The sequence below is a fragment of the Shewanella gelidii genome (assembly GCF_014647855.1).
In the GTDB taxonomy this organism is placed as follows: Bacteria; Pseudomonadota; Gammaproteobacteria; order Enterobacterales; family Shewanellaceae; genus Shewanella; species Shewanella gelidii.
This window is the reverse complement of record NZ_BMPZ01000001.1, coordinates 506,657-524,649: the sequence shown is the minus strand read 5'-3', so window position 1 is coordinate 524,649 and position 17,993 is coordinate 506,657. Positions and strand designations below refer to the sequence as shown.

Genomic DNA, 17,993 nt, shown 5'->3' with positions numbered 1-17,993 from the left:
GATGCGGTTAAGCGATGGTCAGCATCTCATTGGTAGCTGCACTGGGTATTTGGGGCGCTATGATAGCAAGACCTAAGCAAGAAGGCTCGTGCCATCAAACGGGATTAACCTCGCTTCACGCAATTGCGCCCCGCTTCTTTGGCTTCGTAGAGTGCTTGGTCAGCACGACTCATTAGCTCTTTAAAGTTTGTTTGCCCGTCTATAGCGGCAACTCCGGCGCTTATCGTGACTCTAAACCCTGGATCTATGTCATCAAGATTTTCATTGGCGATGGTAGTCACTAAACGTTCAGCAATAATTTGGGCTTGGTTTAATGGCGTTTCTCGCAATAAGATTAAAAATTCTTCGCCGCCAATTCGACCTACCATGTCACCTTTTCGCATCATTGATGCACTGAGTTGCGCTAGTTTAACGAGTACATTATCCCCAGCATCGTGGCCAAGAATATCGTTTACCTTTTTGAAGTGATCGGCATCAAATAAAATAATTGAAAAATCAGTGTGATTGGCTTTAGATTTCGCGAACTCCTTTTCGCCGCGAACATAAATATGACGTCGATTTGGCAACTGGGTGAGGTGATCGGTTAGCGCCAAAGCCTCTAGGGTGCGAGTACGACGGAACTGCTTAAGCAAATAGAGCCCTAAAATAATGATGATGACCAGAGCTAATAGCAATACGGCGACTTGAAGGTACTTATTTTGTTGCGTGATGATGTGTTCTTGCTCTTTTAACCGTTTGTACTCGAGCAATTGTAGATTCTCTTGCTCCATTTTATCGCTGTTAAAGCGGCCTCGGATTTCTGCTGTACGGCGAGATTCTTGCTTCGCATCCAGGGCTTTATGGGTTTCGAATAGTTGTCGCTGCGTGTCATATGCGGCTTGCCAATCTTGGTTTTCTCCTAAGATTTGACTCTTAATGAAAAGAGCTCTTTCCTCGCCCCGCTGATTCTTACTTTTCCGATGAGATTTTTCAGCTAAAACCACGTGTTTGAACGCCAATTCAAGTTTAGACGTATTGAGATAGGCTTGAGCTAAGTAAATATTTAACTCGCCATAGAAGCCGATTTGGTCGCTAGCGATGTGAGGTTTAGCCTGCTGCAGGTATTGTAAGGCTTCTTGGGTGCGTTCGAGCCGTAAGAGCGCTGCGGCGACGTTTAAAGCAAAAATCGCCATGTCGAATTCAGCAAGTTTTTTTTGTTCACCGGCTCGATATACTTTGAGGTGTTTTTCAAGTGCTTTTTCGTATTCCCCTAGCTCTTCATAGGAAAATCCTATCTCAGTTTCAATCCCTGTTGCGATGTCTATTTCACCACGTTTTAAGTGTGCTTGTTTTTGTTGTTCAAAGTAGCGGATGGCATTTTGCGGATCGCCAAATCGTCGGTAGCTTGTAGCAATTGAGCCTAAGTTATAGTTGCTCCAATAAGAAAGCTCTTGGTTTTCATATAGGTGTTGAGCAGTAATGAGGTCTTCAAGTGCCGCTGAAAAATTGCCTTGAAATGAAAATAGCTCTCCTCGGATGCTTCTTGCGTCAGCAATAAGTCGATTGTCTTCTAAAGCATAGGCTTGTTTAACCGCTTGGTTGTAGCCCTGCATGGCAATTTCAACTTCGTTTTTTTGTTCTAAATACCATGATTTGCACAAAAGTAATTCAAGCTTTAATTTGGGGTAAGGTGCCATCGAATCATGCTGTAGCCATTGATCAGCATAGGCAATCGCCGCATTGATGACTTGATTATTGCTTATATCAGGCTCCCAACATTTCAACGCATTCAGGCGCATCCTTCTCGGGGTGTCAGATCTGCTAATGAGTGTTTCCAATTCGCTAAGCATTTGTGAGTGGCTGTCACTTGTGCCATGACCATTAATAATCTTTTCAAATATTTCGTCAGCTTTGGGGTTGTCGCTTGCAGCTAGAAGTGGGAATGACCCCATTGTGCAGGAAAAGCAAAATATTAAAACCACAATGGTTTTATAAAAAAGGTTCATAGTGATGGCGGCTCATAGACGAACTTGTTTTTATTATAGGCATAGAGTAACCGCATGCTGGATGTTTTGCCTAGTACAAGATGTGATCAATTTGTTTGTTTTTTGGTTTTTATGTTGAAATATTGCTCTGAATCAAGAATTGAGTGTTTTGAAAAGCAGCTTAATTAAGGAGGCTTTTAGGACGAACCTTTACTTACGACAGCTATGTTTGTGTTCGCTGGCTGATGAGATGGTGCGTGCAGGTAAATTGAGCGAAAACGTCACGAATTAACCTTTATTTTAGTCAGTTTGATGGTTTGTTGTGCAATGGGTGTCTTGTCTTTAATTGCGTAATAATTGGTCATGCCGCACAATTTTGGTATATGGTTAAGCTATGGAACAGATAGAGTTTTTTGACATACCTAGCCCATGTGTTGGGGTTTGCGAAGCAGATAATCGCGGATATTGTAAAGGCTGCCTAAGAAGCAGAGATGAACGGCTGCAATGGCTTAATTTTACTGATGCGAAGAAAGTTGATGTTATTCGTTTGTGTAAACAGCGTAAACGTCGTCGACAACTTGCGTTAATGAAAGCCTATAAACAGCAGGTATTAACTGCGCGTTCTGAAGCCAATGCCCAGTTTGAATTTGACCCTCCACAAGATTAATCAGAGTTGCTTTGGCCAATCGTTATAAAAATGGCATAGAGCCCGATAAATATTGGGTTCATGAGCTTTTCATTTGAGGTAACGTAATGACGAATTGTGTGTGTCCGGGCCGGCTCGAAACATTTACCCAACCTTGATGGCTCTCCGCTACTCTGGTGACAATTGCAAGGCCGAGCCCATGGCCTGTGGAACCATTTTGCTGGGATTGGATTCTATAAAATGGGTCGAACACTTTTGCTTGCTCAGCTGCAGATATACCTTCGCCATCATCAATGACTGATAGTTGATAATAAGATTTACCTTGAATAACCGTTCTTTTTACAAAGACATCAATACGGCTTTTTGCAAAGCGCTGCGCATTTGAGATCAAATTCTGCAGGGCACGTTCAATGAGTTGATTCTCTCCGAGGATGACTGCACTGTTTAATAGAGTTCTGCATCGAATGGGGATTTTGTGATGACGTTGGAGTTTGACAACTGTTTGTTTCGCCGAGCGAAGTAAATCAAGGGGCTGGTGTTGGTGATGCAGGGCTGTTTCAAGGCTTGCATAGGTCAATAGCTCCTGTAGTAAGGATTCCATTTCTTGGATGTCTTGGGTCATACCAGCCAAGTAAGTTTTGGACAGGTTATATTCTGAACGTTGGAAATTCGCTTGGGAAAGCAGTGCAAGTGAAAATTTGAGTCGAGCCAGTGGGGTACGGATCTCATGGGATATCGTGTTGGATAAATGGCGTTGATTTTCGAGCAACGCGCCAATATGTTGCGCCATATTATTGTAGGCTCGCGCTAAAGGCTGAACTTGTGAACTCTTAGAGAGCTCGGTTCGAGTATGCCAATTTGCCTGCTGCAGTTGAACCGCATGTTGCTGTAGTTTTTTTAAATCTCGAGAGAGTGGCCAAACCCATGCCAATGCAGCAAGTCCGATGAAGAGAAAAAACACCAGTGTGTATAAATGACGTTGATTTCCGTAGATGGTGATATCAATTGGCCCAGACATCAATACCTGCTCGCCGACGTTGATAAATTGATATTGCTGCCCGTCATTTACAACGGTAAAAACTTCATAGTCAGTAAGGGGTTGGTTATGAGTTAGGCTCACTTTATTTTTGTCGACTAAACGTACGGGAATGTTAAGCCTGTTAGGAAGTGAGCTTAGATATTGCTCTCGTGCAGAAGTGGGTAGCTTAGTTAGTACATGGGCGAGTGTAATGAGTGGAGCATCTAGATTGATATTCTCATCAACATTTTTGTGCCAGATATTATCTAGAGTCCAGCCAATACTAATAATGCTGATGCTCACCAATAAATAAAGGCTAATAAAAAGTCGTTTCATGGCTCAACTTCTGGAGGGGATATATGTAGGGTTTCACCCTAAAAACTAATTTAATAGCGCTTTCTAGGGTGAGAAATTTGTTACCTGTTGCTTAAGGGATCATCCATGCTTCTGGTGCAAATAGATAACCTTGGCCCCAGACGGTTTTAATTCTGAAAGGGGTTTGGATGTTATCTCCCAGTTTTTTTCGTAAACGTGAAATTCGGACGTCTATCTTTCGATCGCGGCCGTCAAAATCAATATTTAATAAGTATTGGTATATATATTGTCGACTGAGTACTTGGCCTGCTTGAGACGCTAACAGCCACAGCAGTTCAAATTCATGGGCGGTGAGATCAACTTCTACACTACCTAGACGTATCGTTTGCGCATGTGGGTCAATGCTAAGCTTACCGAAATTTAAGCAATGGGAGTGAGTTTGCAGCGGCATCGACTTGCGTTTAAGGAGGTTGTTAATTCGGGCAACGAGCAGCGCTGGGTCCACAGGCTTAACAACGTAATCATCAGCGCCAACTGCTAAGCCTCTAATTTGATCTTCATTACTTCCTAGAGCGCTCATCAGCAAAATTGGACCTGAAAAGTAATCTGGTAGTTGTTCGCAAAGGGTAAGGCCATCTGTACCTGGCAACATAATATCTAGCAGGATGATATCTGGACGGTAGCTAATGAGGCGAGTTAAGACGGTGTCGCCGCGACGTTCTAATTCAACATGCATGCCGTGGGATTTTAAGTAGTCCACGATCAAATTGGCTAAACGGGTATCATCTTCAACTAGCAGTACACGGTAGGTTGGGTGACTGTCGTTCACTTAAATAGACTCCATGGTTTTCGGTAGCGCCTTCTAACCTGCGGCTCAGTTACAGGGGTCACCTTGAACGTCACATCATCGATTTGTTGATTGGTGTTCTCGTTGACAAGCAAGAATTCAATGTCTTCTTGAGTACGGACTTTAACAGCCAAAGATTTAACCTCAGCTGAACCTGTACACCATTTGTTCGATTCAATTGCCGTTGATCGAATACAAACTGGTGCATCAAGTGTCGGCCACTGCAGGGTAAGCGTGATATTACAGCTCGGATCTTCGGGTGTGCTGATGCATAGGCGAGGGGTTATGGATAAAGCCGGTGTGGTGACGCTCTTATTGGAATCAATCTCAGCAGAGGTCGCGATGACCGTGAGCGATGTTGTCAGAGCAAGTAGCGCGACGGGGCATAGAAATAGCCACTTTAGTTTTGTATTCATATCTGTATTCACTTTAGAAAGATGGCCTAACTCAACCGGTGCAACAACTTCCACTGTTTCTTTCGGTTCTCTAGCTTTGATCGTGCCGATCTTGTTGATGTCTATACCTAATATCGAATATCACATCGGCTTTTGAGAACGCCTAAGCTGAGTTTTCTTGAGCACTTCCTGTACTTATTCTGCGGAACGTGCTGTATTTTTCAGGCAATTCGCGTGTTTGGTACATTTGCGATTACGTTGAGCGTATTACCCTGACTTTACGGCGTGGGTTCCCTTTTAGATGTAAAAAATCAATCTGCTTTCTGGAGTTATTGTGATGTATCGATATCTTCAAACCACTAATTTCGCTGGGAGCTAGATGACGGCTGTGGTCGATTGGTTGTGTTTTTTGTTCGTTTTCCTGAACCGTCGAACAGTTTGTGTTAATTGAAAAACGAGCATAAGCCTGCGGATATTCTTCAAAAAATTTGGACCTTATAAATACAGCGAACGAAAGCGGTCATCTGTTCATTTTTTCTTTGGATCTCGTGATCGAGTGCTGAATTGCTGGCGACGGCAGCACTCCTAATTTGAGCTTATGTAGTATTCGAATTTCTTGCGAATGCTATGAACTGCCGGTGTAAAGTTTATTGTGCAGATAAGTCGCTAGCATTTATCGGCTGCCAAAGTGTTTGTTGAGTAAAAGGTATGACAAACGACTTCAAATTGAGCAATATATTAGCATTCACAAACATATCTCTGGATGTGTTTTGCCGCTTGGTCGCAAATTGATACAGATGTGCGGCGGGATATGTCTTTTCTAACATCAATAAATAGAAGATAGGATGCCTTCACATGCCTCGAGTTAATTTTAATTGGCAGGACCCTTTGTTACTCGATAGTTTGCTAACAACTGAAGAGAAAATGGTGCGCGATAGCGTGCGTGACTTTGCGGCTGAAAAATTGATGCCTAGAGTACTGGAGGCAAATCGTTATGAAACCTTTGATTCAGAAATCATGCAGGAGATGGGAGAGCTAGGGATTTTGGGAGCGACTCTTCCTGAAAAGTATGGCTGTGCTGCAACAAATTATGTGAGTTATGGCTTGATGGCGCGGGAGATTGAACGTGTTGATAGTGGTTATCGCTCGGCCATGAGTGTCCAATCCTCGCTCGTGATGTATCCGATTTATCTTTATGGTTCCGAAGCACAGCGACAAAAATATTTACCTAAACTCGCATGCGGACAGTGGATTGGCTGTTTTGGGTTAACTGAACCTGACGTCGGATCCGATCCGCAATCTTTATCTACACGCGCAGAGAAAATCTCAGGTGGCTACCGTTTGAACGGCTGTAAAATGTGGATTACCAACTCGCCTATTGCAGATGTTTTTGTCGTGTGGGCAAAGCTAGACGGACAAATTCGAGGGTTTATTCTGGAACGAGGTATGGCTGGATTAAGCACCCCAAAAATTCAAGGGAAATTTTCGTTGAGAGCATCAGTTACTGGTGAAATTGTGATGGATAATGTCGAGGTGCCGGAATCTGCACTGCTACCTGAGGGCCGTGGATTAAAGGGGCCTTTTTCATGTTTGAATAAAGCGCGATATGGCATTGCGTGGGGGGCACTTGGAGCGGCAGAGTATTGTTGGCATGCTGCTCGGGATTATACGCTAGAGCGGCAACAATTTAGTCGACCTTTAGCCGCAAATCAGTTGATCCAAAAGAAGCTGGTCGATATGCAGTCTGAAATATCACTTGGTTTGCTTGGCTGTTTACAGGCCGGACGGCTTCTTGATAAAGATGCGTTGGCCATAGAGGCTATTTCACTCATTAAGCGCAATTCCTGTGGCAAAGCGCTCGACATTGCTCGGGTTGCCCGCGACATGCATGGTGGAAATGGCATCAGTGATGAGTATCATGTCATTCGCCATATGATGAACCTCGAAGCCGTGAATACCTATGAAGGAACTCATGATATTCACGCACTCATACTTGGGCGCGCGCAAACGGGGTTATCAGCGTTCTAATCAGAGGTTGATGCTCATTAGCGCTTTGGTTAATCAGGGACTGGTAAATACTTCTGCAAGGTTTAATGATGAAAGCGTGTTAATTATTTGTAGGTTATTTGGGATTGGATTGGAGATCCATTTCATTACTCGCTATATTTTACCTCTGAGGTGCTGGTTGTTTTTCAACCAGCGTAGCTTGGCGCTGGTTTTGCCGCATATGTAAATGCTTGAGTTTGATAAACTGATTGAGGAGCGATGGAATGTCTTTAGTCCCTAAGGGTTATGTGAAGTTTAAGTCGACCCCGCTATTTAACAAACAAAGTGTACCGCCAATATTACTGGACAAATATACGACTCAAACAGGAATTTACGGACAGATTCAAGTTCACCAAGGCGAGCTTCGCTTTGTGGGTTTAAAAGATGGTGCGGTGGATAAAGAGCTAATCATCAAAGCCCATGAAACTGCGATTTCTCACCCCAAGTATTGGCATCGTATCGAGTTGCTATCTGAAGATACTCAGTTTCAAATTCATTACTACGCCCATCAGAGTTTATTGCAAGCGGCATTATCGAAAACGTCAGTACAACAGTCTGCATCGCTCAGTGCTGCTTCGGGTTCCTGAGTCCTTATGAATGCATCCCTTGCCAGTATTCTAACGGCAGATGGAACCTAAATGTTTGTTTGCGGTATGTGAATGAACGACGGGTCACATTTGCTTCCTCTTTGACTTACGCTTTGTGCTTATTCAATTACTATTTAAACTTCCTCACCTTAACTCAGTCACTTCGGCGGCGAACTGGCTTACGACTTAGGATGGCAAGCATGGCACGTAAAATAATCTTAGACACAGATCCTGGGATCGATGATGCAATGGCAATTGTTTTTGCAGAAGCACATTCAGGGGTTGAGCTCAAAGCAATTACGACAGTATATGGGAATGCAACCATTGAGAATGCGACCCATAACGCACTGTACTTGAAGCAGTATTTCGGATTGTCAGCAGATATAGTCCAAGGTACCGATAAGCCGCTCCAGCGAAATCCAGTTGGACCAACCGTTGTTGTTCATGGTGAAAAAGGCTTTGGTGATATGCCTGTGCCTGACGTCCTAGAAGCGACAGTTGATGGGCGTCCAGCATACCAGTACATCATTGATTCTTTGAAGCAAGAGCCTAAAGAAATTACGCTGGTGGCGGTAGGCCCTTTGACTAATTTGGCCCTGGCATTGCAAGCTGAACCGGCTATTGTTGATTGGGTGAAAGAAGTCGTGATTATGGGTGGAGCCTTTGGGGTCAACGGGCATCGTGGAAACGTGACGCCATATGCCGAAGCCAATATTCATGATGATCCCCATGCTGCGGATATCGTGTTTGGTGCCAGCTGGCCGGTGACCGTAATTGGGCTTGATGTGACAGAAGAAAGCTTTTATACCCGACCTTACCTCGATAAGCTTCGGGACGATGCGGGTGATGTCGGTCAATTTATTTGGGATGTGAGTCGTTACTATTTAGCGTTTTATTCCGAATATGTTGGTATGCAAGCTTGCCATGTTCATGACCCGTCGGCGATTGCTTATGTTATCGAGCCTGAACTGTTTACAACGAGAAAGGGACCGATTCGCGTCGTGACCGAGGGGCCTGCGATTGGTCATACTATTCAGAAGTTTGACAATCGAAGCCATCATTATGATGAGTGGGAAATTGCTTCGCCTCAAAATGTGGCTGTTACGGTCAACAGTGAGCGATTATTAGAGATTTACCGGCAAGCACTCATTGAATTTGATCTGAGACTAACAGCGGATAAGTAACTCAAGTGATTTAGTGGAAAAGGCTCCATTTGGAGCCTTTTGCGTGTTGGCAATTATTTTAGTTCAACCGCGTCGTTACTAAGCTCGCATCAGGCATGTTGGCTGCGCCAATTCGCTCTACAGCAAGTGATGCGTATGCGTTGGCATACTTTGCAGCATCAAGCAGTGAGTTGCCTTTTACCAACTGTGCTGCCAGTGCGCCATTAAAGGCATCACCAGCTCCAGTCGTATCGACAACGGCACTTTTTATTGCACCGACTTCCATGAACCGGTCGTTTTCATAAAGCAGTGCGCCCTGTGAACCTCGGGTGATCACGACCGTCTCAACTCCCATCTGGTTGATTTTAATTGCGGCTTGTTTTGCTGTAGCTAAATCGGTGACTTCGATACCCGACATCAAAGAGGCTTCTGTTTCATTGGGAGTCACCATGTTCACAAAGGGAATGAGCTCTGGCGTTCGTTCATGGTACGGCGCAGGGTTCAAGACAACTTTTACGTCGTGTTGATGGGCCAGCATCATGGCTTGCTTAATAGCGTCAATGTTGTTTTCGAGTTGAGTGACAAACAGATCAGCACTCAATATATGCTGCTCAGCTTGCACGACTTCTTCGTGTTGAATTGAGGTATTTGCGCCGGAATAGACTGCAATCATATTTTCGCCACCTTGTTCACTGACGTAAATTAACGCATTCCCAGTTGGTTTATCATCTGACTCGATGATTAGGGTTTTATCTATTCCCGTGCTCGCGAGATGCTCTTTGGCGAAATGGCTAAACTGGTCTTTGCCAATCTTGGTCATAAAGGTGACACTCGCTCCCGTTTTCGCTGCGGCATAGGCCTGATTAGCGCCTTTACCGCCTGCGCCGATTGTGCTTCCAAGTGAGTGTAGCGTCTCACCCGGCTGGGGGAATCGCTCTAAGGTTGCAACAATGTCTACATTGAAAGAACCCAAAATAAAGACTTTGTTTTTCATCTGGTTAACTCCATCATCATTGAAGCCTTGTGGGATGATGTCTGACTCAATCCTATCGGTCGCCATTTGAGCCATAAGGCTATCTAGGCTGTACTTATCTGCGTCAAACTGCTCTGAACGCTTAACGCCACCATGGGTACGAATGACCTGTTTCTCTTGCTCTAATTTGACGAGATCACAACGAATCGTTTTTGGGGTGACCTGCATAAGCTTGGCTAGTTGCGCATTTGACAAAACTTTATGCGCGCTAAGCAGTTTTAAGATAACAGTTAGTCTTTCATTGCGGCTGAGTTTGTTCATGGCGGCAAATATACCTTGTCAGAAGCGTCGATGATGTGAGTTAAGCGCTAGCTTATCATGAAAAACGAACAAAATGGTTTGGTTGGAGTGCGATATCAACCTTTAGTGTGCGGTTGATCAACACTTATAAGGGGCAATGTTGTCTAGGTCACAGCTTTGACAGTTGATGGTTCATTTAAAGATTTCAATTGGCTATGGTCGAGAAATGACGAATTAAAATAGAGTAAGAATCGATGTTAAGTAAAGTCCGTTTTGCTGTTGTTGTTGCTTTGGTCGCTGCCGCGCTTATTCCTCAATTATCTCGTGCAGATGTTGATATTCAGTCATTTCTTCAATCCTCAAGTTTTCTCCAAGATTAATTAGTCATTGGCACTCGAATCGCTTATTAAGCCATTATTGTCAGTCGTGTGCTTTGCATCCATACGACTGCTTTGAGGTCTTTCATTTGCCGAGAAGAGAAGATGGTGATGGCCTAGCTTCATGCTATAGTTCGTTGACGAAACCCTTTCTGAATCACGGACAAACAGGTGCAGTCTAAACGGGGCCGACTCGACCGCTTTCTTAGCGTCGCTCTCCATATAAATCGTAAACATGTACGCCTTTTGCTTGCGCAGGGGCGAGTCATCGTTAATGGTGATCCCGCTAAAGATATTGCGCTCCCTATCAATGAGTTTTCTCATATCGTTTGTGACGGACAAGTGCTGCAATGCATCTCTCCTATTTATGTGATGCTACATAAGCCAACCGGTGTAGTGAGCGCAACAAAAGATGACAAGCACACGTGTGTTGTTGATCTGTTGGATGATCAGCTAAAGAAGCAAGTGCATCTGGTAGGCCGACTAGACTTGAATACTTCAGGTTTATTATTACTAACCAATGATAGTCGCTGGTCAGAAGCGTTAATGTTACCCGAAGCCAAAGTGACCAAGGAATATTGGGTTACTTTGGCAAACCCCCTTACTTCTGAGTATGTAAAGGCTTTTGCTGAGGGTATGTATTTTGATTATGAAGGCATAACAACCAAGCCAGCTGAGCTGGAAATAGTAGGCAGTCATCGGGCAAAAGTAACGTTAAGAGAAGGTCGTTATCATCAAATTAAGCGTATGTTTGGCCGCTTTAGAAATCCGGTTGTCGAATTACACCGTCATCAAATCGGGTCGTTAACGCTCGATCCGCGACTACAGCCAGGGCAAAGCCGCAGGCTAACCCAACAAGAACTACAGGCACTTGATGTGCCCTTTGCTCATTCTAGTTAGTTTGTTATTAATTATGAGTTTTAAGCTAGTTTTGAACAAATAACGGTAAGTTGTATTTCTCAAACAGTTTGATCATCGTTGCCTTATAGAGTGGTTTAATGATGTAACCTTTTGCACCTTCTTCTACGGCTTGCTTAACCGTATTTTTATTCTTATTACCCGTTAACATAATAATTGGCGTATCTCGGTTGGGTCCGGTGCCATGGGCAACCTGGTTGAGTAGATATAGGCCATTGGTATCAGGCAAATTGATATCCATCAAGACTAAGTCATATTGACGGCTGTTTAAGTAGGCGAATGCGCGTCGACCTGAGACGGCGGTGTCTATATCTATTTTGTAGTGTTTCAGCAGCATGACAGTTAGATTTAAACTGATGTTGTCATCTTCAACGATTAGAACTTTCGGGATATGCTTTATGCTAATTTCAATCTCTTCTTCAGAGATTGTGGTGTTATGTAAACGATTGAAAGAAGGCTCATTTGGATTTTTCTTTTTAATTTGCTGTTGTTCAAGACCTTTGGTGTCATGATCGGGCGCTTGATGCTCTTCTGCAACGTCGGAGACCACTTGTTGTAGTAAGTTAATTGCTTTGCTTTGTAGCTTTAATAGTTCTGGCCGGATTTCATCCGATCGAATTGCAGAGAGAGTGTCATCTAATCGCTTTAAATCGAGTTGAACAGTTTGATTGGCTTGAATACGCTCAGCGGCTTTATCTAGCGCTTTATCTATTTGATCAATACTTGATTCAAACTCTTGTTTTAATGTGTTTTTACGGACAAGCCCCTTTGTCACAATTGACTTAACATCCGGAGAATAATCTTGGCTGTGGACAAAATCTAAGCCATCTTTCTGGGTCATGGTTAAACCCAGTTCTTTTAACAAATGACTACAAATGACAATGGGGCGATGTAATTCGTATAAAGGCCTAGCGACGAGGTAGTCATCAATAAGACCACTGCTGAACGCTTGATAGGCCTCTTTCTCATCATGTCTAGAAATAAGCGAAACAATACTGTGTTCACAAAGATGCTTATCATGAACCGCATCTAGCGCTTGATAATAAATTGAAATTGTTTCTTGGAACGTACTGGCTGCGACCATGATGACTTTTGGAGCCGGGTCTTTTAATTGCTGACCAATACTGTCAATTGAAGATACAACTTTAAGTTTTGCGTAATGGCTGATCAAAACGCTCATGAGCAACTTATCGTTATCTCTATCATCAGTATATAGCGTGATATGGCTTGTTGATTTGCTGCTCACTTTATGGCTTCCATGACTTAAAGAAGGTGCGCATTCGTGCAAACTCTCGCTCTACATTTTGCCAAATTGCTTCGATTTGTTGCTCATTTTCAGCAGATTTCGCTGCGTGCTCCAAAGCTTGGCAAGCTTGGCTGAGTGGCTTCGCACCTAAGTATAATGCGCTACTTTTAATTGAATGAGCAATACTACTTACCTTGGCATAATCTGCAACTTGCATCGCAAAAGTCAGTGACTTAGCTCTAGTTTCAAGGTTTTGCAAAAACTGCTCTACTAAGTCGATTAGCGTATCGTTATCAACATCCCCTGTAAATTCGTAAATCTGTTGAATATCAACACAAACATCGTTTGTATTCGTGGCACCAGATGCTGAGTTATCAGCGTGATGGTGCGGGGTGTTTTTTACGGCACTAGCCTCGACTTGGCTAGGATCTTTGTCATCGATATTCGAGGTGTGTTCCACGTCGGTAACCGTCGCATTTCGTGTCTCATGGTTATCAGGCTGCTGATTGTGTACACCATCGTCGCACGCTATATCGTTGGCCTCATCGTCGTCATCTGCAAATGGGTCAAGGAATAAATCATCTCGGTCTTTAAAGTGTTCATCTAGGCTGGTGTCAGCATCAAGCTCACTTGTCGGTGCCTTGGGAGATGTGGGTTCCGAAGGTTGAATGAATAGCATATTAATCTGTTGTAACAACTCTTTTAGTTTGCCAAGAGATAGCGGCTTGGCCAGCAGGCGATCGACTTCTGCTGCGTCACAAGCTTGTAAGCAAGTGTCTGAACGGTCTGCGGTTAATACAAAAATCTGGCTATGCTGTTTGCATTTTTCTACCTCATCATCACGGATTTTTTTCGCGAGCTCTGCGCCAGTTAACCCGGGCATTTGGTAATCTGTAATGACAACATCAAAATGTTTGTTCTTGAATAACTCGAGAGCTTCTATGGGATCTAAGCAGAAGTCAGCTTGCACGCCAATACTTTTAATTTGTTGTTTAAATAGATAAATATTGTCTTCATTGTCTTCTACAATCAGTAGCTGAATATGCCAGAGATCATCTTGATTGCCCTTGGCTGCCAAATGGGAACCTGTTTCGAGTGAAGGGGCGTTTTGTTCAACCGTGCGGCTGACGAGGTTCGCAATTTGGTTGAGTTTTAATGGCATCAAGCTGATTTGGGCGATGTCTGATTGCCGATGAACATTTGCTGTTCCGACTAAGCTCGCTTTCTTTTGCGACATCTGGTTGAGATGCTCATGAAAGTGATGGTTATTTGGGATGTCACTTTGATTGAAGTCGATCAATAAGGCTGCATCGAGCTTTAAAATATGGATGAGCTCGGGGCTTGGGACATATTCGACTTTAAAACCTAACATTTGTCCGTAGCGATCTAAACTATGGGTGAACCCTTCATGATTACAATAAAAATCAACGGATGAGTTGCTGAGGCTTTTATAGTTTTCTGGTAACGCCTGATCTGCGCATTCGAAATCAGCGGTAAAGAACAAGCAGGCTCCTTCGCCAACCTCACTGATGACTTCTAGTTGTGATCCCATTAAATGGCATATTTTCTGGCAGATACTTAAACCAAGCCCTGAACCGCCGAACTTGCGATGGGTTTCTTCTGAAGCTTGCATAAAGCCTTTGAAAATCCGTTTTTGTTCCTTTTTAGAGATTCCAATACCATTGTCCAAAACAGATATTTTCAAAGTTTGCTGATTCCCCGTAGTGGCCAGTTTTTCAACAACGATGAGTACGGTTGGTTGGTCTTGGGTATTGAATTTAAGGGAATTACTAATCAGGTTATGCAGAACCTGAGTGAGTCGTACATCGTCACAAAGTACAATTTTAGCCACTTCGGGATCAACGTATAAGTCCAGCCAGAAGTCATGTTGTACAGCCTGAGCTGCAAAGGTTATTAATACGTCTTCACAAAGCTGACGAATATCCGTTGGATTTTTGGTGAGATTGACTTTGCTGGATTCAAAACGCGTGAATTCAAGCACATCGTTGAGTAACGACAGTAAATGCTTTGCACTGCGATGTGCGACGAGTAAATTTCGATTTTCTCTATTTGATGGTTCGCCAAGGCTCAGCTCGAGTAGACCGATAATGGCATTGAGTGGTGTGCGGATTTCATGTCCCATCACTGCCATAAATTGGCTTTTTGCTTCGCTATCTCGGCTGAGTTTTGCAAATGCGTCTTCTAGCTTTTGATTGAGAATTGTGGTTTTCGTGTTATCAATAATCAATCCAATCCGTTCATTTTGCTCAGTTAGGCGATCACGATATTCGAGGTAATGACCGGCCTTGGTTCTGAATGAAAAGCTGAGGGGCTCATTATTTTCAAATTTGCTGTCAATCCAGTGAATCAACTTTTGTGCTTTTTGAGGGTGATCTTTGAGCTCCTGACTCAGCAAGATTTTGGCAAGAGATTGAACCGACCAGCCAGCATATTGTTTATCGGATGTATAAGGGAATAACGTATGAAAACGCTCGTTGAGCAAGACAACTTTACCGAGGTTATCGCAAATAATAAGACCGTCGGTGAGGCCATTCACAGCCTTGAGTAAATAGCGATAACGTTGACTAATTCCTGAGATCGGTTGAAATCCACTGCCTGAATTCTGCCAAGATAATAGGATGATATCCATCTCATCGAGCCCTAATGGCTCAGCGCTAAAAACAAATTGTTGACCTTTATGCAAAACATTTCGTTCACTAAACATGGTTTGTGGCAGTTGTGCTAGCAGTTGCTCTATTTGAGAGTTTGCTTCTTCATCAAATATATTGAGCATTTGATCCTGCACTGGTTGTTGCGCGGTCAATTGCGGATGACTACTACAAATCACCTTGTTTTGGGGATCAAGAATGACGAAGTAGCTTTGTTCCTCTTGGAGCGCTGGCGTGCTAGAACGTCTTTTTAATCGATGACAACTCACGAGAGTTTCATGGCTAACTAGCTTCGTGAGTGACAAGCTGACTCTGTGGTCACTTGAGGTATAAGTGATATTTTTGTGGGAGTCTTGTAAATAAGGACGAATGAAATCACAAAGAGCTTGCTGGTGAAGTGTCAGTATGTCGTCTTGCTGAAAAGCTGTATTTGCACCCAGCCATTTGCCGTCCTGTGCAATTACAAAAGCTGGCGCAGCCAATTCCTGCACCAACGGATGTGCATTTGAGTCCAATTCAACACTCCACATAACCTATATTTCTTATCAAATAATAGCTTGTTCTTGTTGTTTGTGCCTAAAAATTCATAGTTAAATCAACAAATTTTTCGAAGTCATTGGATATGAACATGGCGTTGTTTTGGACGCTATGGCTTGAGAGGGCGCTTCTCACCTTCCATTAATTGGCAATGAGTCCATCAAGGCTACGTACCACGCTAACACTCGCTTGTTCCATCGCCTCTAAATGTCTTACCATGCCGTTGATATCCGTATTTCCACCAGCAACAAGCGCTGCGCGTCCGGAATCATGGACTAGCTTGTGTGGTGCATCAATATTGCTATAGCCTGGATATTGGCAATAGTTTTCGGCGCCATCGCCCTTGAAGTACCACTGACCGAGTCGGCATTCTGTGTGAGTGTTGACTGTTTCGTTGAAGCGTTTGTCGTCGAGTAAGCTATAGATATTATTTTTCCAAACCGCATGATCCAGTTTTACTGTATTTAAGAATGAGCTCGTAGCAGCGGATTCGATTACACTTTGCATATGGTGAGAGGTATCGAGTACTTGTTCTACAACGCGATCAATTTGCGAAGAAGATGCAGCGACTTCTTCTGCGCTTTGCTGATTTTCATCGACGATATTTTTTATCGCTAGAGCTTGTTGCATTATCTGTTTTACCAACGATTCGATCTGGCCACTGGCTTCGTGAGCCTTGCTTGCAAGTTGTCTTACTTCGTCAGCAACGACAGCAAATCCTCGACCGGCTTCACCAGCTCTTGCTGCTTCAATGGCGGCATTCAATGCAAGCAGGTTGGTTTGATCTGAAATGCCCTGAATCGCGGCAACAAAAGTGCTGATGGAAGAGGTGGTTTGATCTAATTCGCCAACGGCAACAAGATTTCGTTCCGCTTGGTCGTTAATATTTTTGGCTCTAGATTCAAGTCGGCTGATGGCGGTGCGGGTTTCATCAAAGACTTCATCGAGTTTGGCTAAGGCGCTTTTTTCATCCATCAGTTGTTCAGCGCTTGCTGCGAGCCCCTCACGGATTGAAGAAAGCATCTCACCGCCTTGAAGCTGGCAGCCAATCACGTTGGAATATTCCTTCTGAGCCCTTTCAGCATCTTTTTTGCCTTCCAATGCTTCTTCGAGTTGCAAAGACAGCGCATCAATTTGTGCTTGATAGCGAGACTCTGATTCAGTGAGCTGCTTTTTGAGTTCAGCATTTTCTATTTTGAGTTGATGACCAAAAAACATGATGAGGACCTTGTTTGAAGTGAATAATAAAACCAGCTTTTAAAGCGCCATTCTTATATAGCGTTCTGCTTGCAATAAACTTTAACGATTATTTATCAAAGTATCAGTATTTTTAGTGGCTTGTATATATTTGATCTGTAAAGCCTTTATGTATTCCAAATTGGAATTTGTGGCTGAGGTTTTTTTCGTTTATGGCATGAGGTGGTGTGTAGAAATTGATGTCACTGGTTGCAATGGACTTGGACAACCTAGGCGGAAATTTTGGCGCTTCTTGGTAGATGAATGCAGTTTGTGATCCAAGTTTTTGCAGCTTTAGTTTATTAGGCTACGCTTAATTTATGTCGATTAAGGTGGGTGTCTTTGTAATTATTGGTCAATGCTCAGGGTGTTTGTGGTCATCGTTATATCGTAGAAATGTGATTGTTATTTATTAATTTAGGGCTTGATAATTAACGGCTCGCTATTTTTGAAAACCCTAAAATAAATCTTTTTGTATCATAAGGTTATATTTAGAGGTTGTTTTTTGAGCGATTTTGCGTTTTTTGGGATGGTGGTCGCTCGCGAGTTATGCATTTTTTCATAGAAAATCCTGTAATTTGTCTTCAAATGTAAACCAATGATTAAATTTGTGAGCATCTGATAAATAAATCGTACTTTGTTTATCTAGATCACGAACGCAAGGTCATCGTGAGCTTAAACGGGGATTAAAACTTGGCATTCAGAGTTGGTTTTAAGATATGTCTCAATAAACCGCTGTGAGCGTGAGTCAGATCG

The 17,993-nt window shown here is 43.3% G+C and carries 14 protein-coding genes; 6 read left to right on the top strand and 8 right to left on the bottom strand.

Annotated features, from left to right (window positions below; translation table 11 throughout):
- Positions 1-104: 104 nt before the first annotated feature.
- Positions 105-1,985 (bottom strand): tetratricopeptide repeat-containing diguanylate cyclase, encoded by a 1,881-nt coding sequence (locus tag IEY18_RS02345; protein WP_188917404.1) that lies wholly within the window; start codon positions 1,983-1,985, stop codon positions 105-107.
- Positions 1,986-2,358: 373 nt separating this feature from the next.
- On the opposite strand from IEY18_RS02345, the gene IEY18_RS02340 reads away from it, so the two are divergent.
- Positions 2,359-2,631 (top strand): DUF1289 domain-containing protein, encoded by a 273-nt coding sequence (locus IEY18_RS02340; protein ID WP_188917402.1) that lies wholly within the window; start codon positions 2,359-2,361, stop codon positions 2,629-2,631.
- 58 nt (positions 2,632-2,689) lie between these two features.
- Here IEY18_RS02340 and IEY18_RS02335 read toward each other — a convergent pair whose 3' ends face one another.
- The 3 genes from IEY18_RS02335 to IEY18_RS02325 all read right to left on the bottom strand — a co-directional run bounded on the left by IEY18_RS02335 (position 2,690) and on the right by IEY18_RS02325 (position 5,206).
- On the bottom strand, positions 2,690-3,964 hold the full coding sequence (locus IEY18_RS02335; protein ID WP_188917401.1) for an ATP-binding protein: 1,275 nt from the start codon (positions 3,962-3,964) through the stop codon (positions 2,690-2,692).
- 91 nt (positions 3,965-4,055) lie between these two features.
- Complete coding sequence (locus IEY18_RS02330) at positions 4,056-4,772, bottom strand: winged helix-turn-helix domain-containing protein (protein ID WP_188917399.1); 717 nt, start codon at positions 4,770-4,772, stop codon at positions 4,056-4,058.
- A complete protein-coding gene (locus IEY18_RS02325) occupies positions 4,769-5,206 on the bottom strand; it encodes a DUF3019 domain-containing protein (RefSeq protein ID WP_188917396.1) in 438 nt (145 codons plus the stop codon). Before IEY18_RS02325 ends, IEY18_RS02330 begins: the two co-directional genes overlap by 4 nt.
- 834 nt (positions 5,207-6,040) lie before the next feature.
- On the opposite strand from IEY18_RS02325, the gene IEY18_RS02320 reads away from it, so the two are divergent.
- From IEY18_RS02320 to IEY18_RS02310, 3 genes are all read left to right on the top strand, one after another.
- Positions 6,041-7,213 carry an acyl-CoA dehydrogenase gene (locus IEY18_RS02320; protein ID WP_188917395.1) on the top strand — a complete coding sequence of 391 codons (1,173 nt, stop codon included), beginning with the start codon at positions 6,041-6,043 and terminating at the stop codon, positions 7,211-7,213.
- A gap of 242 nt (positions 7,214-7,455) precedes the next feature.
- Positions 7,456-7,818 (top strand): TehB-like domain-containing protein, encoded by a 363-nt coding sequence (locus IEY18_RS02315; RefSeq protein WP_188917393.1) that lies wholly within the window; start codon positions 7,456-7,458, stop codon positions 7,816-7,818.
- Between the two features lie 200 nt (positions 7,819-8,018).
- Positions 8,019-9,002, top strand: a complete 984-nt coding sequence (locus IEY18_RS02310) for a nucleoside hydrolase (protein WP_188917391.1) — start codon at positions 8,019-8,021, stop codon at positions 9,000-9,002.
- A 58-nt stretch (positions 9,003-9,060) separates the two neighbouring features.
- Here the strand turns inward: IEY18_RS02310 and rbsK are convergent, their stop codons facing one another.
- Positions 9,061-10,275 (bottom strand): ribokinase, encoded by a 1,215-nt coding sequence (rbsK, locus tag IEY18_RS02305; RefSeq protein ID WP_188917389.1) that lies wholly within the window; start codon positions 10,273-10,275, stop codon positions 9,061-9,063.
- 233 nt (positions 10,276-10,508) lie between these two features.
- Between rbsK and IEY18_RS17445 the strand changes: the two genes are divergently transcribed.
- On the top strand, positions 10,509-10,634 hold the full coding sequence (locus IEY18_RS17445) for a hypothetical protein (protein ID WP_268244241.1): 126 nt from the start codon (positions 10,509-10,511) through the stop codon (positions 10,632-10,634).
- 168 nt (positions 10,635-10,802) lie between these two features.
- Positions 10,803-11,531, top strand: coding sequence for a pseudouridine synthase (locus IEY18_RS02300; protein ID WP_188917387.1), 729 nt, complete (start codon positions 10,803-10,805; stop codon positions 11,529-11,531).
- 25 nt (positions 11,532-11,556) lie between these two features.
- On the opposite strand, the gene IEY18_RS02295 is transcribed toward IEY18_RS02300, so the two are convergent.
- The 3 genes from IEY18_RS02295 to IEY18_RS02285 all read right to left on the bottom strand — a co-directional run bounded on the left by IEY18_RS02295 (position 11,557) and on the right by IEY18_RS02285 (position 17,219).
- Positions 11,557-12,795 (bottom strand): response regulator, encoded by a 1,239-nt coding sequence (locus IEY18_RS02295; RefSeq protein ID WP_188917385.1) that lies wholly within the window; start codon positions 12,793-12,795, stop codon positions 11,557-11,559.
- A 1-nt stretch (position 12,796) separates the two neighbouring features.
- Positions 12,797-15,979, bottom strand: a complete 3,183-nt coding sequence (locus IEY18_RS02290) for an ATP-binding protein (protein ID WP_188917383.1) — start codon at positions 15,977-15,979, stop codon at positions 12,797-12,799.
- 163 nt (positions 15,980-16,142) lie between these two features.
- On the bottom strand, positions 16,143-17,219 hold the full coding sequence (locus IEY18_RS02285) for a methyl-accepting chemotaxis protein (protein WP_188917381.1): 1,077 nt from the start codon (positions 17,217-17,219) through the stop codon (positions 16,143-16,145).
- Positions 17,220-17,993: the final 774 nt, after the last annotated feature.